Source organism: Corynebacterium doosanense CAU 212 = DSM 45436 (assembly GCF_000767055.1).
GTDB lineage: Bacteria > Actinomycetota > Actinomycetes > Mycobacteriales > Mycobacteriaceae > Corynebacterium > Corynebacterium doosanense.
Genome location: NZ_CP006764.1, coordinates 915,436 through 937,554 on the forward strand (window position 1 = coordinate 915,436; position 22,119 = coordinate 937,554).

Genomic DNA, 22,119 nt, shown 5'->3' on the forward strand with positions numbered 1-22,119 from the left:
GGTGTTAGCCGGGAAGAGTTTGCGGGGCCTGCTCTTCTTGTTCATTGCCTACCTGGCGTTTCCTTTCCGGATCGGGAAGAAACGACGTGGCGCTGGTAGCGAGGAATACAAGGCCGAACAGCACCCAGAGGCCTGAGGGCATGAATGGCATCCACACCCCCGCCTTGCCGGTGGTGACGGTGTGAGCCACCGCGCCGTACCACGCGCTCGCCAATACGGCGGCCACGGTTGCAGTCAGGTAGGGGAACAGCACTGTCCAGAAGGATGTGGCCTGAATTCCTAATGGCGATTTCCCCAGGAGTGCCAAAGGGGAGAAGAACCGCCGAAGGCTGGAACGTTTTCCGATGGTGGCGACAATGAGAACGACGCACGTTGCCAACAATGTGTAGGCGGCCAGGGGGATGAAGCCTGACGTGCCGTCACCTCCAGGCCCGTAGAACAGCTGGGTGTCACGCCCCGAGGTTTCCGCCCACTGTCGCGACGACACCACCGTGTACGAGTCTTTCAACCCTGGAGTCGAGTCGGCGACCACGAGGGCCCAGTCAGGATCAACCGGAGCGCCCTTCGATACAGCGGCGGCAATCTGCATGTATTCGAGGTGGAAGGGGTTGCTACCCGCCGGGGTAGGATCTCCTGGCACGAACTCCTCAACTATCTGGGGTGTGGAGCCCGCCAAGGTGTAATCGTTCGCCCTATTTCGTGGCACAGATTCCGCGCCAGATTCAGCAATGTCTGAGGGCTGCCAATAAATCACGCCGCGGCACGAATCACCGATCTCACTGCATACATCTTCAGCCTGATCGGGGGTCAGGAGTTGAGAATCCTCACTGACAATGACCGGGACATTGCTGACCAGCTGCTCTGCATAGAATGATCCCGCGGCCAAGGACGATGACACCCAGGTGAATCCTGCAAGGGGGATGGAGACCAGCACGGCGGCCAAGCCTGCTCGGGAAATTGTCCCGGTGGCCGAAATTGAGCGTATCCCCAACGCCGGGGCGCTCCATCCGCTGATCCGGCTCAATACGGTGGAGATTAGTCGCGCGAGGAGCCTGCTCAGCGGGCCGGCCGAGACCGCGGCCAGGACTGGGCTGGTCAGGATCATGATTGCGACCGTCGTATTCGAACCGTGCCCAGCCAGTGACCACAACCCGCACCCGATGTTGACCAATGCGAGCAGCAGCCCAACAGCCGTCAATACCTTCGTTCGAGAACCTTTCACGGTTGGTGCGTCAGAATGCTTGTTCAGCGCTGATTCGAGTCGGATTGTCCCCACGCCGATCAGGTAGATGGCACCCAGGGCGATAAACGATACAAAAAGGACCCGGAGGGGTGAGCCGTATTGATCCGGAAGCGTCTTTCCCATTCCCCATAACAACACGCCAAGGAACGGGCGGAGAATGATTCGGCCGATGACCACCGCCGCGATGCTGGCCAGTGCGGCAAGGGCTAACGCCTGAGCAAGGAAGTGGCGGCGGAAGAAAGCGTTGCTGACGCCCAAATTCTTCAGCGCCACGATAGTGCTTCGGTGATCGGCGATAAAGTTCTGATGGGCCAAACGCACGCCGGCCAGGGTGGGGAAGATCGCAATCAGGCTGGTGTTGACCATTCCTTGGGCGAGATCGTCACTTCCTCCGGGGGAGAAGCCGACATAAAGAATGGTTCCCAAGAGGGTTCCGATGATGGTGGCGGCCACGATCAAACCAGCTATGTACGGCCGCGCGGTGGTTTTCAACTCTCGTCGATACGCGGTGCCAGCGTTCAACTCCATGTCACTTCTCCAGATCAAGAAGAGTCTGAGCAGTGCCGTCGAATATTTCTCTGTGAGAGCAGTAGACGACCATTGCGCCGGACGATGCAGCGTCTGCCAGAAGAGATTCGACGATGCCAATGTTGCCTTCGTCGAGTGCGCTGACGGGCTCGTCCATCAAAAGCAGGTCGGGTTGAGACGAAAGAGACTGCGCGATGGCAACCCGCTGACGCTGACCGCCTGACAATTCAGTAGGCAGGGCCGTCCGGAAGTCTGCCATTCCGAGCCGGTCCAGAAGACCCACCCGCTGCTGTGCATCCAGGCCGTGCCCTGCGATATCAGTGGCCAGCGCCAGATTCTCCTCGCATGTCAGGCTGTCCAAAAGGGTCGGAGCCTGGGGAGCGTAACCGACGCTGCGGGCTCGCCACTTCGAAGCCTTGTTCACCGACCATCGGTCGGCTCGCGCGCCCTCGATGAGGATTCGCCCATCCACGGGAGAGCGCAGGCCGGCCAGCAGTTCCAGGACCGTCGATTTGCCGCTCCCGGACGGGCCGCGGACTACGAACAGGCCGGGCTGATCGAGAGTAAATGAGACAGAATTAAGCACCGGTGGTGAGTGCTTTGCATACCTAAAAGACAATTCCTGCCAGGCGATTTGCATAAGGCGGAGATTACATGCATCTGCCGCTGGAAGGGGCGTCAAATTCGGCCCGGGTAAGGGTGCCGGAATGCATCAACAGGGGGGATTCTCATTGCGCATTCGAGGTGGAGTTGCAAAATACATGTGTCTACCTGCCCATTCGCCTCCGGTATTTGAGGTTAGCGGAGGGGGAAGGGCGTCGGCCCACCTTGGGCACGGTGAGTCGTTCAATGGGGATCTAACGGGCGGGAAACGGCGAAATCCCCCCAGGGCGGGTGGATTGGCTTAATCCAATTTCCACTCCGCGCGGGAGGATTTCGCGTTCCTCTGGTTTCACGGACCTGACCGGCAGGGCCAGGCAGTGCGACTATACCAGATCGTTGCCCTTCGCGGCCCGCTCGCGCAGCCACTCGCTGGGGCGGAAGCGCTCACCGTGGGCGTCGGCCAGCTCGTCGCAACGCGAGACAAAGCCGGCGAGGCCCTCGGGGCGGTTGACCATGAAGGTCGCCGGACCACCGGTCTGCGGCGGGAAACCGATGCCGAAGATCGCGCCGAGGTTCGCCGAGGCGGTGTCCGTGAGGATGCCGTCCTCGAAGCACCGCGCGGTCTCGATGGCCATGCGGTAGACCAGACGATCCTGGATCTCCTGCCCGGAGATCTCCGTGTCCTGGGAGAAGTGCTCGAACAGGCCCGGCCAGAGGAACTTGCGCCCCTCCTCCGGGTACTCGTAGAAGCCCGCGCCAGCGGCACGGCCCTTGCGGTCGAAGTCCTCGATCATGCGGTCGATGACACTCTCGCCCGGGCGGGCGGGACGCTCGGTGCCCAGCTCCTTCGCCTCCTTCTCCTCGGCGGCTCGGATGTGCTGCACCAGGGTGAGGGAGACCTCGTCGAGCATGGCCAGCGGAGAGGCGGGGAAGCCGGCGTGGCGGGCCTCGCGCTCGATGCGCTGCGGGTTGACCCCCTCCTCGACCATGGCGACGGCCTCGAGGATGAGCGTGCCGTACACCCGCGAGGTGTAGAAACCACGGCCGTCATTGACCGCGATGGGCAGCTTTCGGATCTGCTGCACCAGGTCGTAGGCACGCTCGAAGGTGCGTTGCGACGTCTGCTCACCCTTGATGATCTCCACGAGCTTCATCCGGTGCACGGGGGAGAAGAAGTGCAGCCCCACCATGTCGGCAGAGCGCTCGCGCGGCTGCTGCAGCTGGGTGATGGGCAGCGTGGAGGTGTTGGAGCACAGCAGGGTGTCCGGTCCGACGACCTTCTCGACGTCCGTGAACACCGAGTTCTTCAGGTCGAAGTCCTCGAACACGGCCTCGATGACCGCGTCGACGTGCGCGATGTCGTCGTAGCTCTCCGTCGGCGTGACCCGAGCGAGGATCTCCTCGGCCTTCTCGGCCGACATCTTGCCCTGCTGGACCCGCTTGTCCACGAGGCCCTTCACGTGGCCGAAGCCCTTCTCCGCGTTGGCCAGGCTGACGTCCTTGAGCATGACCTCGATGCCGGCGATGGCCAGGGCGTGGGCGATGCCCGCGCCCATCATGCCCGCACCGAGGACGGCGACGGAGTTCACGGTGTTCTTCTCCCGGCCCTTCTCGCCGGCGATGGAGCCGGAGCGCAGGGTCTGCATGTCCGTGTGGAAGGCCTGGATCATGGCGGTGGAGGTGCGGCCGGTCGCGAGTCCGGCGAAGTAGCGACTCTCGATGCGGCTCGCGGTGTCGAAGTCGACTTGGGCGCCCTCGACGGCTGCCGAGAGGATCGCTTTGGGGGCGGGAACGTCGGCGCCGCCCAGCTTTGCGCGGAGCATCGCGGGGAAGGCGGGCAGGCGCTGCGCGAAGCCCGGGTGGGTCGGGTTGCCGCCGGGGATCTTGTACCCCTTTCCGTCCCAGGGTTTGGTGTGGGCCTCGGGGTTCTCCTTGAGCCACGTCTTGGCGGCCGGGACGAGTTCCTCCGCAGACGCCACGACCTCGTCGACGCCGCCCTTCTCCAGGGCCTCCTCGGCGCTGTACTGCGGGCCCTCGAGAAGCCACTCCATGAGTGCCTTCTCGATGCCGAACAGGCGCACGGTGCGGGTGACGCCGCCGCCTCCGGGCAGCAGGCCCAGGGACACCTCGGGCAGGCCGATCTTGGTCTTCTTGCCGGCCAGTGCGATGCGGTGGTGGCAGGCGAGGGCGATCTCGAATCCGCCGCCGAGTGCCGCGCCGTTGATGGCGGCGACCACGGGAACGCCCAGGGTCTCCAGGCGGCGCAGCTGCGCCTTGATGTGCTCGGTCTCCGCGAAGATCTCCGCGGCGTCATCCTCGGTGGTGCTGCCGATGGAGTCCAGGTCGCCGCCGGCGAAGAACGTGCCCTTCGCGCTGGTGAGGACCACGCCGGTGAGGCCGTCCTTCTCCGCCTCCAGCCGGTCCAGGGTTTCTTCCATGGCGTCGCGGTAACGCTCGTTCATGGTGTTGACGCGGGCGTCGGGGTCGTCCATGGTCAGGGTGACGATGCCGTCGGCGTCCTTCTCCCACGCGATCATGTTGGTGCTCATCAGATTTTCTCCCTCAGTAGGTGGTGGTGGGGTCAGACACGTTCGACGATGGTGGCGATGCCCATGCCGGCACCGATGCAGAGGGTGGCGATGCCGGTCTGCAGATCCCGGCGCTCGAGCTCGTCCACGAGGGTGCCCAGGATCATGGCGCCCGTGGCACCGAGCGGGTGTCCCATGGCGATGGCGCCGCCGTTGACGTTGGTCTGCTCGTGGCTCCAGCCCATCTCCTCCATGAGCATGAGGGGGACGGTGGCGAAGGCCTCGTTGATCTCGACGAGGTCAATGTCGGAGGCGGACATGCCGGCGACGCGCAGCGCCTTCTGGCAGGCCGGGGTGGGGCCGGTGAGCATGATGGTGGGCTCGGAACCGACCGCCGCAGCGGAGACGATGCGCGCGCGGGGCCTGAGCCCGGCCTTCTCGCCCGCCTCGGCGCTGCCGATGATGGTCAGGGCCGCGCCGTCGACGATGCCGGAGGAGTTGCCGGCGTGATGGAAGTGGTTGACACCCGCGAGCTCCGGGTAACGCTCCAGGGCGACCGCGTCGAAGCCGGCGGTCTCACCGATCTCCTTGAACGCGGGCCGGAGCTTGGCCAGCGACTCCAGGGAGGACGTCGGGCGGATGGTTTCGTCGCGCTCCAGCACGGGCAGGCCGTTGGCGTCGGTGACCGGGATGACCGAGTTGGCGAAGTAGCCCTGCTCCCAGGCGTTTGCGGCGCGCTGGTGGCTGGCCACGGCGAAGGAGTCGAGGTCCTCGCGGGAGTAACCCTGGCGGGTGGCGATGAGGTCCGCGGAGACACCCTGCGGGATGAAGTTGGCGGCGATGGCGGTGGCGGGGTCCATGGCCCACGGGCCACCGTCCGAGCCCATGCGCACACGCGACATCGACTCGACGCCGCCGGCGACGAGCATGTGCTCCCAGCCGGAACGGATGCGTGCGGCTGCCTCGTTGACGGCCTCGAGGCCGGAGCCGCAGAAGCGGTTGACCTGCACACCGGCCACGGATTCGGGCAGGCCGGCCTTCAGCGCGGCGGCACGCGGCAGCACGGCTCCCTGGTCGCCCACGGGGCTGACGATGCCGAGGATGACGTCCTCGTAGTCGGCGGGGTCGAGGGATTCGTGGCGCTGGCCGAGGGCGTCGAAGAGCCCGGCAACCAGGTCGACCGGTTTGACTTCGTGGAGGGAGCCGGTGGGCTTGCCGAGGCCGCGCGGGGTGCGCACGGCATCGAAGAGGAACGCATCGTGGGACATGCAGAGTCTTTCTGGTGTCGGTGGTCGCCGCAGACGGCGGTGTGAGCCAGCCTGCGGGGTGGCGCGTTAGTGGCGCGGAACACAGTCAAACACAGTGCAGACCCCGTGTGCAACGGTTTTGTGGGCCTTATAAAATCCCAGGTCAGGCCTCGAACAGCGTCCGACCCCACCAGTCGTCCGCACCGCGGACCCCGGGCGGGAGAGCAAAGATCGACGACGACTCGTAACGCACGTATTCGTTCATCTTGTCCTTGCGCGCCAGCTTGTTCTGGATGGGGATGAAACTCGTCTCCGGGGAATTGACCACGGCGATGAAGAACAGGCCGGCGTCGAGATGCCCGAGGCCGTCGGTCCCCGTGGTGAAGTTGTAGGCGCGGCGCAGCATCCGGGCGCCGTTGTTCTCCTCCGGGCTGGCCAGCCGCGCGTGGGCCGAGGCGGGGATCAGCGGGCCCGAGGTGCCCACGTACTCGTCGAGGGGAAGCGGGTCGAACTCGTCCGTGCGCCCCAGGGGAGCGCCGGAGGCCTTCTGGCGCCCGAAGGTCGACTCCTGCTCGGTGAGTACCTGGCGGTCCCAGTTCTCGATGAGCATGCGGATGCGCCGGGGGATGAGGAACGCCCCGCCGTCGAGCCAGGTGCCTGTGCCGGAGACCCAGACATGGTCGTCGACCAGCTGGTTGTCCTCGGAGCGCAGGTTGTTGGTGCCGTCCTTGAAGCCGAAGAGGTTGCGCGGGGTCTGCTGCCCGCGGGTCGTCGCGGAGGCGTGGCCGAAGCCCATCTGCGCCCACCGCACGCTGACCACACCCGCGCCGACACGGGCCAGGTTGCGCACCGCGTGGATGGCCACCTGGGGGTTGTCCGAGCAGGCCTGGATGCACAGGTCGCCGCCGCAGAGCTCCGGGATGAGCTGGTCGCCGGGGAAATGGGGCAGGTCCTGCAGCTCGGTCGGGCGCTGGGCGGAGAGGCCGAAACGGTCGTCGAAAAGCGAGGGACCGAAACCCACCGTGACCGTGAGGTTCGCGGCGCTGAGGTCGCTGACCTCACCTGTGTCCTCGGGGACGGAGTGCTCGGACGTCGGCTGCTCGGAGGGTTCGCCCGAGGTCATGTGCCGCGCCATGGTGGTCCACTGTTTGAGCAGGTCCGCGAGCTCGGCGCGGTCGTCGGTGACCACGTCGAAGGCGGCGAAGTGCAGGGCGTCCTGCTGGCGGGTGGTGATGCCCGCCTGGTGCTCGCCATCGAAGGGGACGGTGTCGCCGTCGTCGGACGAGGCCACCAGGGCCGTGGTGCCCACGCCGACAGCGAGCCCGGCGGCGCCGAAACCTGCGCCGGTGAGAAGGCCGCGCCGGGAAATCACTGGGTGATGACCTCCTGCACGGTCACCACAGAGGCGGTGAGGGTGTCCAGCGCCTCGGAGAGCTCGCGGCGCTGGGCCTCGTCGACGGTGTCGTAGGAGACGAAACCGTCGCCCTCGCGGTGGGTGTCCAGCAGCGCCTGGACATCGTCGAAGCGCTGGTTGATCTCGCCGAGCAGCTCCGGGTCACGGTCGGTGATGGCCTTCTCCAGGGACGCCACGGCCGCGCGGGATCCCTCGAGGTTGGCCTGGAAGTCGTAGAGGTCGGTGTGGGAGAAGATGTCCTCCTCGCCGGTGATCTTCGAGGTGGAGATCTCATCCAGCAGGCCCTGCGCGCCCGAGGCGATCTGCACCGGGGTCAGCTCGTCGCGGAAGTCCTGGGCGTTGACGCCGTCGACGAGCTCGGCGACGTCGTCGTTGAGCTGGGCGGCGAGTGTCTTCGTCTCGTCGGTGATGGCGCCGTCCTCCCACAGCTGCTTTTCTATCGCGTGGAAGCCCGTCCACTCCTGGCCCGGCTCGAGGTCGGCCTCGCGCAGGTCGATGCGCGGATCCAGATCGTTGGGGAACGCCTCGGCGACGGGCTCGATGCGCTCGTAGGGCGTGCGCATCAGCGGGTAGAGGCGCTTCGCCTCGTCGAGGTCACCCGCGTCGATGGCGGCGACGAACTCCCCGGTGAGCTCGTCGAGGGAGGTGGTCTGGGAACGCACGTAGGCGACGTAGCCGTCGACGGCCTCGGTGAGCACCGCGTCACCCTCGGTGACGTTGAGGGCGTCGCCCGTGACGGTCAGGGTCTGCGAGATGCCCTCACCGGCCATGCCCGGCTTGCAGGTGAGCACGTACTCGCCCGGGTCGTTGATCTGCACGACGAGCTTGCGGGTCGCGCCGGGGCCGATGTTCTCCACTTCGCCGATGACCCGGCCGGCCTCGGTGAAGACGTAGAACTCGGTGGTTTTCTCGCCGTTGTTGGTCACCTCGAAGGTGGACGTGCCGGTCTCGGCGGTGTCGGCGGAGACCTCGCAGGTCTGATCTTCCGCGGCGACGGTGAAGCCGGTCGCCTGGGACTCGTCGACCTTGTCCGCGCAGGCGGTCAGCGGGAGGGCGGTGAGGGCGACGAGGCCGAGGGTCAACGGAAGACGGGTGTACATGCTGCGAGGCTCCTAGCAGGTTCGGGTTTCGGTTGGGGTGCCACGGGGACGGGGCGGAGGAAGATGAAGAGAGCGACGAAGAGGTAGAGCGCCCAGGCGATCATCGACAGCGTCGTCGGCCGGGGGACGAGGTTGAGGACACCCTCGATGACGGTGGCCGCGGCAGAGCCCGGCGCGATGAGGCCGGAGAGATCGAAGGCGTGATTTTTCAGACCCGGCAGCACGCCCGCCTCCTGCAGGTCGGTGATGCCGTAACGCAGGATGCCCGCGGCCACGATGATGAGCAGCACGCCGGTGATCTTGAAGAACACGCCCAGGTTGATGCGGATCGCACCGTGGTACATGAGCACGGCGATGATCACGGAGACGACGAAGCCGATGAGTAGTCCGGCGGCCGGCACTCCGACGTTGCCGTAGGCGAAACTGTCGAAGACCAGCAGCGCCGTCTCGATGCCCTCGCGGGCGACCGCGGCGAACGACATGAGCACCACGGCCCACGGACCGACCTCGACGGCGGAACCTAGGCGCCCCTGCAGTTCCCCCTTCATGTCTTTGGCTGCGCCACGCATCCACAGCAGCATGTAGGAGATGATCGCCACCGCCACCAGCGATGAGATGCCGCCGACCAGCTCCTGGCCGGTGCTGGTGAGTGTCTTGGTGCCGAGCTGGATGACCAGGAACGCGGTCAACGTCACCGCAGACGCCGCGCCGATGCCGAGCCACACCCACTTGAGCTGGTCTTTCCGCCCCGACTTCACCAGGAAGGCGACCAGGATCATGACCACCATCGATGCCTCGAGGCCTTCCCTCAAGCCAATGAGCATGTTGGCGACTAACATCGTTCCTCGTTTTCTCCAGTAATGGTCCAGATAGCAACTTAGCGTGTGCTAAATTAGGGTCACCTAAAGTGTGTCTCATGTCACCCTGTGGATCGATTGTCGCCTCGTCGGGAGTTATCCACAGGGCCCGGGGCGGGTCTCGCTTATCGACGGTAGCGTCCCCGACGTGGACATCATCGACGCGCTCACCGCGCTGAACCGGCAGGGCATTAACCTGCTCGCCGCGCTCGCCGACGGCCGGCTCAACCGCGCGCGCCTGGTGTCCTTCGGCTACTCCGGCTCGACGGCCGGGGAGTGGGTCGCCCTGTCCGAGACCTACTACGGGCGTACCCGTCACCGCCGCCAGCAGCGCCGTGCCGTCGAGGCCGCTCGTTCCGGTGGTCTCTCCGTCGAGGCGATCGCCGCGGTGGAGAAACACGTGCGCAAACTTCTCGACGGCGACGAGTGGGCGCTGCGCGTCGAGCTCTGCGCTCTCACCGGCACCGTCGACGAGATCGACAAGGCCGCCGCCGCCCGCGTTCGCGAACTCAACCGCGCCGTACCCGACGCCGAGGCAAAGTCCTTCGGCCGACGATCCCTCAAGGGTGGCAAGAACACCGATGCCTGCGGGCTCCGCCACATCAGCGTCGGCCTGCCGGAGCGGACCATGGCCGACATCCTCACCCGGCTGCGGGAGACCGCCGCGAAACTCCGGCGATCCGACAAGAAACTCACCTACGAACAGGCCATGGCCGACGCCTTCGTCGCTCACCTGCTCGGTGACGCTTCCGGGACGCCGTCGGTGATCACCCCTCTCGTGGTCATCGGCCTGCCCGACTGGGCGAAACTCCTGCGCCACCAGGCCGACGACACCCTCTTCGGACTCACCGACGGCACCACGATGACCGGCGCCGAACTCATCAGGGCCCGGATGGCCGAGCATCACCTCGTCGGGATCTGGGACCCCTTCACCGGACCCGTCAACCTCTACCGCGCCGAGCGCCTGGCCAACCTCAAACAACGCCTCCTGGCCTCCGCCGACACGCTCCTGTGCCCCGTTCGCGACTGCACCACCTCCGCCGACGAGTGCCAGATGCACCACCTCGACGCCTGGGTCGCCGGCGGTGAGACCAGCCTCGACCGGATGACCGTCGCCTGCCGGGTGCACAACGCGCGTAACGACGACAACCCCGGGGCTCCACCCCGGCACGGCCGTCTCGACAGGGACGAGAGCGGCCGCATCGTCTTCCGGCCACCCGACGGCAGCGGCCCCGTGACCAACAACCACCCGGTCCGACGACTGTCCGCGAGGGAAGTCGTCCGTCAGCAGTACTGATTCACCGTGGCCTTAAGATGACGGCCATGACCATCCTGCTTCTCGACCCCCGCTGGCCCACCATGATCCCCATGGAGGCCCGCGGGCACATCCTCGCGCCGATCTCCTTCGCCGACGACGTGCCGGTGTCGGTGAGGTGGAACTTCGACGATCATGTCGACGGCGAGGATCCCGCCGGTGTCGGGACCCTGGTCACCTTCGCCGCGCCGCCCGCAGCCGATGGCCGACGGGTGATCAGGGCCGCGAGCCTCGACGACCCCATCGACGTGGCCCGCCGGATCATGGCGGTCGCCCGGTCTAGGGGAGAGTGGGAGGCCGGTCAGACCCACGAGTCGCTGCTGGTCTACCTCGACGAGGAGGTCGCGGAGTTCGCCGACGCCGTTCGCGGCGGCGCGTCGGATGACGACATGAAAAAAGAACTCGGAGACCTGCTGCTCCAAGTTCTGTTTCATGCCGAGATTGCGTCGAGGCGAGGGGCGTTTGACCTCGACGAGGTGGCGCAGAGTTTTGTCGACAAGATGCGTTCGCGTGCGCCATACTTCTTCGACGGGTCGACGGGCCCGGTTCACCTCGACAGGCAGAATAAAGCCTGGGCGGCCGGCAAGCGCGCCGAGAGGCTCTAGCGCACCTCGGAGGACAGCAGTGCGACTACGTCCATGAGCTGTGAGCTGCCAGCGGGGACGTTGGGGTCGGCCTTGACCACGCCGCACTCGAGGGCGCGGTCGCCGATGACGCCGATGGTCTGGGCGGTGATGAGCTTGGTCTGGATGTCGCCGGCGAGCGTCCTGTGCAGCGAGGTGACCAGTTCGGAGCGCGTGGTGGTCTCGTTGACGAGGCCGGTGCCACGCAGGACGCCGCCGACGAGGCCACAGTCGGCGGTCGCGATCTGGCCGTTGGCGAGGACCAGCAGGGCGACCGTGTTGCCGACGGGGGCGGCGCCGGCGGTGGGGGCGAGGGTGGTGAGGGCGATGCCGGCGGCGGCGAGGGTGGCGAGGGTGCGCTTGAGCTTCATGGAGGGTTCATTCCTTATCGACGGGAAACTAGCGTTACTGAAGTAAACGCGAGTGACGAAAGCTGCGCAAGTGCTCAGAATCGCGCCGTGTAGGATGTGAACCCGTGAATGACGGCGTGAGGCGATCGATCGGGTGTGGCGTGGGGGCCCTGCTGGCCATTGTCCTCATCGTCGCCGTCGTCGGCTGGGTCCTGTCGCTGCTCACGGGAACCACGAGCATTACGCCGCGTCAGCCCGTCCCGGACAACGTGCCGCCGGCCGCGGGAGCCGAGGTTCCGGCGGTCGACGTGCACGCGCAGGGCCGGACCTCCGACAAGCTGGCGTTCTGGGCCGAGCCGCTGGCGGAGCAGACGTCGATACCCCAGGCCGCGGTCCAGGCCTACGGAAACGCCGAGCTGATCGCCGCCGACGCGTGGCCGGAGTGTCACCTGAAGTGGAACACGCTGGCCGGCATCGGCTGGGTGGAGACGCGCCACGGGACGTACACGGGCAACCCGTTCGATCGGGCGTCGATAGGCGAGGATGGCGTGGTCACGCCGCCGATCATCGGCATCGCCCTCGACGGGTCCGGGGCGACCGCGGAGATCGCCGACACCGACGACGGTGAATTCGACCAAGACACCGAGTTCGACCGGGCGGTGGGGCCGATGCAATTCATTCCCGATTCGTGGCACCGTTTCGGCCTCGACGCCAGCGGCGACGGTTACGCGGACCCGCACCAGATCGACGATGCGGCCCTCGGCGCGGCGAAGCACCTGTGCGCCGACAACCGGGATCTCTCCACGCCGGAGGGGTGGACGGAGGCGGTGTTGTCCTACAACCGCTCCAACGATTACCTCATCAAGGTCCGCGACGCGGCCGCCTCCTACGCGATCGGTCAATCCGCCTGACCCGGGCCTCGTTTTCTGGAACAATGGCGGGCGTACCCCGACAACTTCTCCCAGGAGGCCCGCCACAGTGGCTGACATCATTCACGTTTTCGCCCGAGAAATCCTTGATTCCCGCGGTAACCCGACCGTCGAAGCGGAGGTCTTCCTCGACGACGGTTCGCACGGCACCGCCGGCGTGCCATCCGGCGCCTCCACCGGTGTCCACGAGGCCCATGAGCTTCGCGACGGTGGCGACCGCTACCTCGGCAAGGGCGTCCGCAACGCCGTCGAGTTCGTCAACGAGGAGATCGCCGACGAGCTTGCCGGCTTCGAGGCCGACGACCAGCGCCTCATCGACCAGGCGATGATCGCCCTCGACGGCACGGAGAACAAGTCCCGCCTGGGCGCCAACGCGATCCTCGGTGTCTCCATCGCCGCCGCCAAGGCCGCAGCCGACTCTGCGGGCCTGCCTCTCTACCGCTACGTCGGCGGCCCCAACGCCCACGTCCTGCCGGTGCCGATGATGAACATCCTCAACGGCGGCGCCCACGCCGACTCGGGTGTCGACGTGCAGGAGTTCATGATCGCCCCCATCGGCTTCGACACCTTCGGCGAGGGCCTGCGCGCCGGCACCGAGGTCTACCACTCCCTGAAGAAGGTGCTCAAGGACAAGGGCCTGTCCACGGGCCTCGGCGACGAGGGCGGCTTCGCCCCGTCGGTCGGCTCCACCAAGGAGGCCCTCGACCTCATCCTCGAGGCCATCTCGGTTGCGGGCTTCACCCCGGGCGAGGAGATCGCCCTGGCCCTCGACGTCGCCTCGTCGGAGTTCTTCGAGAACGGCACCTACAACTTCGAGGGCGGCCAGCACTCCGCCGCGGACATGATCAAGGTCTACGCTGACCTCGTCGAGCAGTACCCCATCGTCTCCATCGAGGATCCCCTCGACGAGGACGACTGGGACGGTTACGTCACCCTCACCGAGCAGATCGGCGACAATGTGCAGATCGTCGGCGACGACTTCTTCGTCACCAACCCGGCCCGCCTGCAGGAGGGCATCGACAAGAAGGCCGCCAACGCGCTGCTGGTGAAGGTCAACCAGATTGGCACCCTGACCGAGACCTTCGACGCGGTCGACCTCGCGCACCGCAACGGCTACCGCACCATGATGTCCCACCGCTCGGGCGAGACCGAGGACACCACCATCGCCGACCTCGCCGTGGCCCTGGGCTGCGGCCAGATCAAGACGGGCGCCCCGGCCCGTTCCGAGCGTGTGGCCAAGTACAACCAGCTGCTGCGCATCGAGCAGGAGCTGGGCGACGGCGCGGTCTACGCCGGCCGCTCCGCCTTCCCGCGTTTCGGCAAGTAACTCCGCCGAACAATTCACCCCGCAGGCTGATGTCTGCGGGGTGATTTGTTACGCGTGGGGTTAGACTCAGAGGCCTTATGAGCAAGACGCGTGTACCGGTGGCCAACCGAAGTCCCCGACCGAAGAGACAACTCCGTCTCCCGGCCGTCGATACGCAGCGCCTGGATATCTCTTCGCTCGCGGTCATCGCGTTTGTGCTGCTCATCATCCTGGGCGCCGTGTACGCGCCGATGAAGAACTTCTTCGACGGCCGCACGGAGATCGCCCGCCTCAACGAGTCCATCGCGGCCAAGCAGGCGGAGAAGGACGCGCTGCTCGAGGAGATCGGGCAGTACGACGACGAGGCGTTCGTCCGTCAGGAAGCCCGCCGTCGCCTCGGCGTCATCGAGCCGGGGGAGACCGCCTGGCGCATCGTCGATCCCCGCCTCACGCCGGAGAGCAGCGTCACCACGAGCTCGACCGACGAGGCCGTCCAGCCGGAGTGGTACGAGGTCCTCTGGGATTCCGTGGCCACGAGCCCGTCGCCCGCCGGTGACATGCACCTGCCGGTACAGTGACCGCCATGCCTGTTGCACCCGAAGACCTCGATATCGTCCGCTCCCAGCTCGGCCGCACCCCCCGGGGAGTGCTGGAAATCTCCTACCGCACCCCCGACGGCCAGCCCGCCGTGATCAAGACGGCACCGAGGCTTGACGACGGCACCCCGTTCCCCACGCTCCACTACCTCACCGACCCCCGGCTCACCGCCGAAGCCTCGCGGCTGGAGGTCGGACAGGTGATGAAGTGGATGCAGAACCGCCTGGGCACCGACCAGGAGATCGCTGCTGACTACCGCCGCGCCCACGAGCACTACCTCGCCGAGCGCAACAAGATCGAGGACCTGGGCACCGACTTCTCCGGCGGCGGCATGCCCGACCGGGTGAAGTGCCTGCACGTGCTCATCGCCTATGCGCTGGCGGAGGGGGCGGGCCACTTCCGCCTCGGCGACGAGGCCGTGGCACTGGCGGCCGAGCACGGGAACCTGCGGGGGACGGCGATTACGGCTGACTGGCCGTCGACAAGCGATCTGGGCCTGGAGCTGGACCAGATCCTGGAGGAGAGCTAGATGGCGCGGGTGGCGGCGATCGACTGCGGCACCAACTCGATCCGGCTGCTCATCTCTGACGAGGGCAGGGACGTGGCGCGGCTCAACGAGATCGTGCGGCTGGGGGAGGGCGTCGACGAGACGGGACGGCTCAGCGAGAAGGCCCTGACCCGGACGAGGCGAGCGCTGGAACGCTACGTCAAGGTCATGCGTTTCGAGGGTGTGGAGAAGGTGCGCATGGTGGCCACCTCGGCCACCCGCGACGCCGCCAACCGCGAGGAGTTCTTCGCCATGACCGAGGAGCTGCTCGGGGTGCGCGCCGAGGTCATCTCCGGCCAGGAGGAGGCCGCGCTGTCGTTCACCGGCGCCGTCGCCGACCTCGACCCGGAGCGCGGGCCGTTCTGTGTCATCGACCTCGGCGGCGGGTCGACGGAGTTCATCGTCGGCACCGCCGACGGTGAGATCGCGGGGGCGCACTCCACGCAGATGGGCTGCGTGCGGCTGACCGAACGCATCCTGCGCACCGACCCGCCGACCGCCACCGAGGTAGAGATCGCCGCCGATTATGTTGCCGCTCGCCTCGACGAGGTGGAGAAGGTCGTCCCCATCGGCCGGGCGAGGACGTTTGTCGGCGTCGCCGGAACCTTCACCACGGTCTCGGCGCTGGCTCAGGGGCTGGAGACCTACGACCCCGCGGAGATCCACGGCTCGGAACTGCGTTTCGATGCCCTGCGCCTGGTGACCCGTCAGCTGATCTCGGAATCCGCCGCGACCCGCGCGCTCAACCCGGTCATGCATCCCGGGCGCGCCGACGTCATCGGGGGTGGCAGCGTCGTCATCGAGGGCATCATCGACATGATCGAGCGCAGCAGCGACGCGGACACCTTCGTCATTTCCGAAAAGGACATTCTCGACGGTATCGTCGCAGGTCTGTAGCCGGTCAGCGGTGCCAGAGCCCCCATAGCCCAATGGCAGAGGCAGTCGACTTAAAATCGATTCAGTCAGGGTTCGAGTCCCTGTGGGGGCACATAAAATCCAGCGCATGAATTTGTCGTGCACTAAACTCGGGCCGATGAAACGCCGCCTAGCTGCCGTCGCCCTCATTCCCGCCCTGTTCGCCACCGCGTGCGCCGCGGACAGCGTCCAGAACGATTCCTCGGATTCCTCCACCATCTCCATCGGATCCCAGGACTACTACTCCAACGAGATCGTCGCCGAGATCTACGCCCAGGCCCTCGAGGAAGCCGGTTTCGAGGTGGAGCGTGAGTTTCGCATTGGCCAGCGCGAGGTCTACCTCCCGGACGTCGAATCCGGCACGATCGACCTCATGCCCGAGTACAGCGGCGCGCTGCTGCAGTACTTCGACCCCGAGACCGACGCCCGCAGCGCCGACGACGTCTACGACGCGCTCGTCGAGAAGACCCCCGAGAACCTCCAGGTCCTGGACCGGGCGGAGGCCAATGACCAGGACGCCTACGTCGTGCGCGGGGACGACCCCGCCAACTCCATCGCCGATCTCGCCGACCGCGAGGGCCTGGTCCTCGGCGCCAACTCCGAGATCACCGAGCGCCCCTTCGGCCCCGACGCCCTCGAGCGTGTCTACGGCGTGAGTGTCGCCTTCACCCCGATCGAGGATTCCGGCGGGCCGCTGACGGTCAACGCCCTGCGTGGCGGGGACATCGACGTGGCCAACATCTACACCGGCTCCCCGGCGCTGGCGGGCGAGGACCTCAAGGTGCTCGACGATCCCGAGCACATCTTCGTCGCCTCCCACGTCGTGCCGCTCGCGTCCGCCGAGCTCGACCCGGAGGCCGCCGAGATCATCAACGACATCTCGGCCAAGCTCTCCCAGGAGGACATGCTGTCCATGAACTCCGCCTCGGTGAACGAGCAGCAGAACGCCGCCACCATCGCGTCCCGCTGGCTGGCGGACAACGCCTAAGGAACCTCTGATGTCCATCACCTTCGACAACGTCACCAAACGCTTCGGCGACACCGAGGCCGTCTCCGCGGTCTCCTTCGAGATCCCCTCGCGCACCACCGCGGTCCTGCTGGGTTCCTCCGGCTGCGGCAAGACCACCCTCATGCGCATGGTCAACCGCATGGTCGATCCCACCAGCGGACGGGTGCTTATCGACGATCTCAACGTGGCCGACAAGGATCCGGTGGAACTTCGGCGGAGCATCGGTTACGTCATGCAGTCCGGCGGCCTGATGCCGCACTGGACGGTCGCCGACAACATCGCGACCGTCGACCGGCTGCAGGGCGCCGACAAGGCCACCGCCCGGGCCCGGGCGGCAGAGCTTTTGGAGATCGTCGGCCTCGACGCCGCCATGGCCTCGCGCTACCCGGCGGAACTCTCCGGCGGCCAGCGCCAGCGTGTCGGTGTGGCCCGCGCGCTCGCGCCCGATCCCAACATCCTGCTCATGGACGAGCCTTTCGGCGCCGTCGACCCCATCCAGCGTCGCCTGCTGCAGGACGAGCTGCTGCGCATCCAGCGGGAGCTGAACAAGACCATCCTCTTTGTCACCCACGACGTCGACGAGGCGCTCATGCTTGGCGACGAGGTCATCGTCCTGCGACCGGGCGCGCGTATCGCCCAGCGGGGAACGCCTGCACAGCTCGTCGATAAGCCCGCCGACGACTTCGTTGCCGGGTTCATCGGCTCCCGCGGCAATCTCCGCCTCGACGGCTCCGTGGTCTACGACGACTCCGGGAGGGTCGTCGGAAAACTCTCCTCATGACGTGGCTGCGCAACAACCTCGGCCTCGTCGCCGAGCTGACCTGGGCGCACCTGTGGCTGGTCATCCCCGCGGTCCTGGCCGCCGTGCTCATCGCCGTGCCGGTGGCGTACCTCGCCGTGCGCCAGCCCCGCGGTGGACAGCCTGTCCTGTCGGTGCTGACGCTGCTCTACGCCGTGCCGTCGCTGCCGCTGATCGTGGTCATCCCCGCGATCTTCGGCACGGGGCTGCGCTCCAACGCGACCATCGTCATCGCCCTGACCGCGTACGGGATCGCGCTCCTGGTGCGCTCCGCCAGTGACGCGTTCGCGGCCGTCGACGCCGACACCCGGCTCAGTGCCCGGGCGGTCGGATTCAACCGTCGACAGATGTTCACCAAGGTGGACCTGCCGCTGGCCATCCCCGTCATCGTCTCCGGCGTGCGGGTCGTCGCCGTGTCCACCATCTCGCTGGCCACCATCGGCGCCCTGGTGGGCATCTCCTCGCTGGGATCACTCATCACGGACGGGTTCACCCGCGCCATCGTCATCGAGGTGCTGGCCGGCATCGTCATGACCGTGGTGCTCGCCGTGGTCGTCGACCTCATCATCGTCGCCGTCGGGCGCATGCTCACCCCGTGGGAGGCCAGGCGATGAACACCCTGACAGAAGTGGGCCGGTGGCTCACCGACCCGGAGAACTGGACCGGTGGCGGCGGCATCGGGGACCGCCTCGTCGAGCACCTCGGGGTGAGCGCGATGGCCGTGGCCATCGCCTTCCTCCTCGCGTTCCCCGTCGGCGTGATCGTCGGCCATTCGCGGCGCGGGGCCGGCGTGGTCGCCGGCTCCGTGGGGGCGATGCGCGCCATCCCGTCGATCGGCATCATCACGCTGTTCGGCCTGCTCATCGGCATCGGGCTCGTGGCCCCGGTCATCGCGCTTGTCCTGCTCGCCATCCCCTCGTTGCTGGCCGGCACCTACGCCGGAATCGAGGCGGTGGACCCGGCGACGGTCGACGCCGCGCGTGCCGTGGGCATGACGGAGCGGCAGATCGTCACCAAGGTGGAGCTGCCGCTCGCGGCCCCGGTCATCATCGGCGGGCTGCGCTCGGCGGTGCTGCAGGTGGTCTCCACCACGACGCTGGCGGCCTACACCGCGGACGTCGGTCTGGGGCGGATTCTCTTCACCGGACTGAAGTCCAACAACTACGTGCTCACCCTCTCGGCGGCCATTCTTGTCATCGCGCTGGCCGTTCTCATCGAGCTGATTCTGGCGTGGGGGAACAAACGGGCCGCCCGTTCCGTTAGAAAGGTGTAGAAGAATCCGGAACATCTCAGAAGACCGTGAAGAAAGGCCTGACGAAACATGAGAACCAACAACCCGGTACTGAATAACCTGCCGGCCGCCTCCCAGGGCGCCAACACCTACGAGCAGCAGAATCTCAACAACCCTTACGGTGCCCCGGCCCAGCCGGAGGCGCCGCAGCAGCGCACCGACCGCCCGATGACCGTCGACGACGTGGTCACCAAGACCGGCATCACGCTGGCCGTCATCGTCGTGTTCGCCATCGCCAACTTTGCGCTCGCGCAGGTCAACCCCGGCCTCGCCATGCTGCTCACCCTCGTCGGCGGTATCGCCGGCTTCCTCACCGTCCTCGTGCACGCCTTCAGCGCCCGCTCCCGCGGCCCGGTGATCACCCTGATCTACGCCGTGTTCGAGGGCCTGTTCGTCGGCGGCATCTCGCTGATCTTCTCCGGCGCCCTCGTCGGCGGCGCCGACGCCGGCTCCATGATCGGTCAGGCTGTCCTCGGCACCATCGGCGTCTTCCTGGGCATGCTCTTCGTCTACAAGACCGGTGCCATCCGCGTCACCCCGAAGTTCACGCGCTTCCTCACCGCCGCCATCATCGGCGTCGTGGTCCTCGCGCTGGGTAACCTCGTCATGGCCCTGGTCTTCGGCATGAACCCGCTTCGCGACGGCGGCCCGCTCGCCATCGTCTTCTCCATCGTCTGCATCGGCCTCGCAGCCCTGAGCTTCCTGCAGGACTTCGACATGGCGGACAAGATGATCCGCGCCAACGCACCCTCGAAGATGGCCTGGACCGTCGCCCTCGGCCTCGCCGTCACCCTCGTCTGGCTCTACACCGAGATCCTGCGTCTGCTGAGCTACTTCCGCAACTAAGCAGTGCCCGCTCTCCTCGAACGCCACCAGGTAGTCCTCTACCTGGTGGCGTTGGTCGTCGGCGGTGCCCTGGGCCTCACCGTCCCCGCCGTCGGCGCTCCCGCCGAAGCCGCCATTACCCCGGTGCTGACGGCGCTGCTCTACGTCACGTTCCTCGCCGTCCCGCTCGTCGAGGCGGCGAGGTCACTCGCCGACCTGAAGTTCCTGGCCACGCTCGCCGGGGTGAACTTCCTCCTTGCCCCCGCGGTGGCGTGGCTGGTGACCCGCCCCGTCGAGGCGGACGGGGTGCTGCTCGTCGGCCTGCTGCTGGTCCTGCTGGCCCCGTGTGTGGACTACGTCATCGTGTTCACCCGCCTGGCCGGGGGAGCGGCGACCCGCCTGCTGGCGGCGGCCCCGTTGCTGCTGCTGGGCCAGATGATCGCCCTGCCGCTCTACCTCCACCTCTTCGCTGGGGCGGGGGACATCGTTGCGCCGGGGCCCTTCGTGGACGCGCTGGTGTGGCTGATCCTTCTGCCGCTGGGCGCCGCGGTGCTCACGCAGCTGCTTCGCGCCCACCGGATCATGGCCGCGGCGGACGCGCTCATGGTCCCGCTGATGATGCTCACGCTCGCCACCGTGGTCGCCTCCCAGATCGGGGGAGTCGGCGCCCAGTGGGGGAGGGTGGCTGCCGTCGTCCCGGTGGCTGCGGTGTTCGCCGTGGTCATGGCCGCCGTCGGCGCGGTGGTCTCACGCGCGGCGGGGATCGACGTCCCCGGTCGTCGCGCGGTGACGTTCAGCGGGGCGACCCGCAACTCACTCGTCGTGCTGCCCCTCGCGCTGACCCTCCCGGCCGGATACGAGCTGGCCCCGCTCGTGGTGGTCACCCAGACGCTCACCGAGCTGCTGCTCATGGTGGCGTTCGTGCGGGTGATCCCCCGGCTGGTGGGCGCAAAAAACTCCCGCCCCGACATGGGGCGGGAGCGGGAGAGAGCTGCCTAGTTGGCGACCACGACGTCTTCAACGGTGACGACGGTGAAGACCGTGTTGGTGCCGGTGTCGGTCGGCTCGGAGAGCTCGATCTCGGAGGTCGAACCGTTGGGGGCGGTGCCGTGGCCGGTGGCGGACTCCTCGGTCCACTCGTCCCAGGTTACCCCGGTGATCTGGGCAGCAGGGTTGGTGCAGTCCGTCGAGACGGCGGTGGGCTCCGTGGAGGGCTCGCCGAAGCAGTTGATGAACATGACCTCGTCCTCGGCGGCAGCGCGCGCGGTGGTGGTGGTCGTGGTCGCGCTGGAGGTCTCGTGCGAGGAGTTGGCCTCGTCCTCGGAGGAGTGGACGCCGAGCGAATCCGGGTTCTGCGAGGTGGCGGTGTCGACCTTCTCCGCCGAGTCGTTCTGGTGGGGCGGGTGGCAGGCGGAGAGCGTGAGGCCGGCCGCGGCGACGAGAGCGAGGGCGCTGGGGATACGGGAAGTCATCGGTTTTACTCCTGGGGGTGCGTTATGCCCGCGGGGTGGCGGCTTTCTGGGAATCGTACGGGGCGGCGGAGACGATCGTGACGGAAATGCTCTTTCCGCTGGGAGCGTCGTAGGAGCGGGTCTCGCCCTCGGACGCGCCGAGCACCGCGGCACCGAGCGGGGACTGCTCGGAGTAGGTCTCCAGGTCGGCGTTGTCCGTCGCGGCGGCGCGGGTGCCGATGAGGAAGGTCTCCTTCTGGGACTTGTCGCCGTTGTAGTACACGTGGACGACGGAGCCGACGTTGGCGACACCCTCGACGACACCGGTGCGCTCGGTCGTGGAGTTGGCCAGCACCTCGGAGATCTGCTTGATGCGCGCCTCCTCCTGGTCCTGCTGCTCGCGCGCGGCGTCGTAGCCGGCGTTCTCCTTGAGGTCGCCCTCCTCGCGTCGCTCGTTGATCTCGGCGGCGACGGCGGGGCGGTGGTCGATGAGCTCCTGCAGCTCGTTCTCGAGCTTGGCCTTCATTTCCGGGGTGATGTACTGCTTCTTGATGTCAGCCATGTGGGTAATACCCTCTCAAATAACGTGCGTTAGCCGCCCGCGCGTCGCGGGCGGACCTGTAATTCATAGTCGGAACGGAT

23 protein-coding genes and 1 tRNA gene are annotated in these 22,119 nt (G+C 67.0%); 14 read left to right on the top strand and 10 right to left on the bottom strand.

Features of this window, described 5'->3' with window-relative positions; all coding sequences use genetic code 11:
• Positions 1-4 precede the first annotated feature (4 nt).
• From CDOO_RS04540 to efeU, 7 genes are all read right to left on the bottom strand, one after another.
• Positions 5-1,771, bottom strand: a complete 1,767-nt coding sequence (locus CDOO_RS04540; RefSeq protein ID WP_018021854.1) for an FtsX-like permease family protein — start codon at positions 1,769-1,771, stop codon at positions 5-7.
• Position 1,772: 1 nt separating this feature from the next.
• The gene (locus tag CDOO_RS04545; protein WP_081610349.1) at positions 1,773-2,411 is read right to left on the bottom strand and encodes an ABC transporter ATP-binding protein; all 639 of its coding nucleotides are present in this window, start codon (positions 2,409-2,411) and stop codon (positions 1,773-1,775) included.
• Between the two features lie 346 nt (positions 2,412-2,757).
• Positions 2,758-4,923 (bottom strand): 3-hydroxyacyl-CoA dehydrogenase NAD-binding domain-containing protein, encoded by a 2,166-nt coding sequence (locus CDOO_RS04550; RefSeq protein WP_018021852.1) that lies wholly within the window; start codon positions 4,921-4,923, stop codon positions 2,758-2,760.
• A 32-nt stretch (positions 4,924-4,955) separates the two neighbouring features.
• Positions 4,956-6,170, bottom strand: coding sequence for an acetyl-CoA C-acetyltransferase (locus tag CDOO_RS04555; protein WP_018021851.1), 1,215 nt, complete (start codon positions 6,168-6,170; stop codon positions 4,956-4,958).
• A gap of 142 nt (positions 6,171-6,312) precedes the next feature.
• Positions 6,313-7,521 (bottom strand): iron uptake transporter deferrochelatase/peroxidase subunit, encoded by a 1,209-nt coding sequence (gene efeB / locus CDOO_RS04560; protein WP_018021850.1) that lies wholly within the window; start codon positions 7,519-7,521, stop codon positions 6,313-6,315.
• Positions 7,518-8,663: an iron uptake system protein EfeO gene (gene efeO / locus CDOO_RS04565; protein WP_018021849.1), complete on the bottom strand. Its 1,146-nt coding sequence runs from the start codon at positions 8,661-8,663 to the stop codon at positions 7,518-7,520. The genes efeB and efeO overlap by 4 nt, the downstream gene beginning before the upstream one ends.
• Positions 8,642-9,487: an iron uptake transporter permease EfeU gene (gene efeU, locus CDOO_RS04570; RefSeq protein ID WP_245616245.1), complete on the bottom strand. Its 846-nt coding sequence runs from the start codon at positions 9,485-9,487 to the stop codon at positions 8,642-8,644. Before efeU ends, efeO begins: the two co-directional genes overlap by 22 nt.
• 85 nt (positions 9,488-9,572) lie before the next feature.
• Between efeU and CDOO_RS04575 the strand changes: the two genes are divergently transcribed.
• Together CDOO_RS04575 and CDOO_RS04580 are read left to right on the top strand one after the other, a co-directional pair.
• Positions 9,573-10,817, top strand: a complete 1,245-nt coding sequence (locus CDOO_RS04575) for an HNH endonuclease signature motif containing protein (protein ID WP_155861327.1) — start codon at positions 9,573-9,575, stop codon at positions 10,815-10,817.
• A gap of 26 nt (positions 10,818-10,843) precedes the next feature.
• The gene (locus CDOO_RS04580) at positions 10,844-11,440 is read left to right on the top strand and encodes a MazG nucleotide pyrophosphohydrolase domain-containing protein (RefSeq protein WP_026159341.1); all 597 of its coding nucleotides are present in this window, start codon (positions 10,844-10,846) and stop codon (positions 11,438-11,440) included.
• Here CDOO_RS04580 and CDOO_RS04585 read toward each other — a convergent pair.
• Positions 11,437-11,829, bottom strand: a complete 393-nt coding sequence (locus tag CDOO_RS04585; RefSeq protein ID WP_018021845.1) for a hypothetical protein — start codon at positions 11,827-11,829, stop codon at positions 11,437-11,439. The genes CDOO_RS04580 and CDOO_RS04585 overlap by 4 nt on opposite strands.
• A 116-nt stretch (positions 11,830-11,945) precedes the next feature.
• On the opposite strand from CDOO_RS04585, the gene CDOO_RS04590 reads away from it, so the two are divergent.
• The 12 genes from CDOO_RS04590 to CDOO_RS04645 all read left to right on the top strand — a co-directional run bounded on the left by CDOO_RS04590 (position 11,946) and on the right by CDOO_RS04645 (position 21,025).
• Positions 11,946-12,719, top strand: a complete 774-nt coding sequence (locus CDOO_RS04590; RefSeq protein ID WP_026159340.1) for a lytic transglycosylase domain-containing protein — start codon at positions 11,946-11,948, stop codon at positions 12,717-12,719.
• Positions 12,720-12,786: 67 nt separating this feature from the next.
• Positions 12,787-14,064 (top strand): phosphopyruvate hydratase, encoded by a 1,278-nt coding sequence (gene eno / locus CDOO_RS04595; protein WP_018021843.1) that lies wholly within the window; start codon positions 12,787-12,789, stop codon positions 14,062-14,064.
• Positions 14,065-14,141: 77 nt separating this feature from the next.
• The gene (locus CDOO_RS04600) at positions 14,142-14,621 is read left to right on the top strand and encodes a septum formation initiator family protein (protein ID WP_026159339.1); all 480 of its coding nucleotides are present in this window, start codon (positions 14,142-14,144) and stop codon (positions 14,619-14,621) included.
• Positions 14,622-14,626: 5 nt separating this feature from the next.
• The gene (locus CDOO_RS04605) at positions 14,627-15,169 is read left to right on the top strand and encodes a DUF501 domain-containing protein (RefSeq protein ID WP_026159338.1); all 543 of its coding nucleotides are present in this window, start codon (positions 14,627-14,629) and stop codon (positions 15,167-15,169) included.
• Positions 15,170-16,084, top strand: coding sequence for a Ppx/GppA phosphatase family protein (locus CDOO_RS04610; protein WP_018021840.1), 915 nt, complete (start codon positions 15,170-15,172; stop codon positions 16,082-16,084).
• A gap of 18 nt (positions 16,085-16,102) precedes the next feature.
• Positions 16,103-16,175, top strand: a tRNA-Leu gene (locus CDOO_RS04615).
• Positions 16,176-16,220: 45 nt separating this feature from the next.
• Positions 16,221-17,090, top strand: a complete 870-nt coding sequence (locus tag CDOO_RS04620; protein ID WP_018021839.1) for an ABC transporter substrate-binding protein — start codon at positions 16,221-16,223, stop codon at positions 17,088-17,090.
• A 10-nt stretch (positions 17,091-17,100) separates the two neighbouring features.
• The gene (locus CDOO_RS04625) at positions 17,101-17,892 is read left to right on the top strand and encodes an ABC transporter ATP-binding protein (RefSeq protein ID WP_018021838.1); all 792 of its coding nucleotides are present in this window, start codon (positions 17,101-17,103) and stop codon (positions 17,890-17,892) included.
• The gene (locus tag CDOO_RS04630) at positions 17,889-18,524 is read left to right on the top strand and encodes an ABC transporter permease (RefSeq protein ID WP_018021837.1); all 636 of its coding nucleotides are present in this window, start codon (positions 17,889-17,891) and stop codon (positions 18,522-18,524) included. Before CDOO_RS04625 ends, CDOO_RS04630 begins: the two co-directional genes overlap by 4 nt.
• Entirely contained in the window at positions 18,521-19,183 is a 663-nt protein-coding gene (locus tag CDOO_RS04635; RefSeq protein WP_018021836.1) for an ABC transporter permease, read from the top strand. Before CDOO_RS04630 ends, CDOO_RS04635 begins: the two co-directional genes overlap by 4 nt.
• Positions 19,184-19,231: 48 nt before the next feature.
• A complete protein-coding gene (locus CDOO_RS04640; protein WP_018021835.1) occupies positions 19,232-20,047 on the top strand; it encodes a Bax inhibitor-1/YccA family protein in 816 nt (271 codons plus the stop codon).
• Between the two features lie 3 nt (positions 20,048-20,050).
• Positions 20,051-21,025 carry an arsenic resistance protein gene (locus CDOO_RS04645; RefSeq protein WP_018021834.1) on the top strand — a complete coding sequence of 325 codons (975 nt, stop codon included), beginning with the start codon at positions 20,051-20,053 and terminating at the stop codon, positions 21,023-21,025.
• Here the strand turns inward: CDOO_RS04645 and CDOO_RS04650 are convergent.
• Both CDOO_RS04650 and greA read right to left on the bottom strand, forming a co-directional pair.
• Positions 21,022-21,498 (bottom strand): hypothetical protein, encoded by a 477-nt coding sequence (locus tag CDOO_RS04650; RefSeq protein WP_018021833.1) that lies wholly within the window; start codon positions 21,496-21,498, stop codon positions 21,022-21,024. The two genes, CDOO_RS04645 and CDOO_RS04650, sit on opposite strands and share 4 nt — an antisense overlap.
• 22 nt (positions 21,499-21,520) lie before the next feature.
• A complete protein-coding gene (greA, locus tag CDOO_RS04655) occupies positions 21,521-22,039 on the bottom strand; it encodes a transcription elongation factor GreA (RefSeq protein ID WP_018021832.1) in 519 nt (172 codons plus the stop codon).
• Positions 22,040-22,119 lie beyond the last annotated feature (80 nt).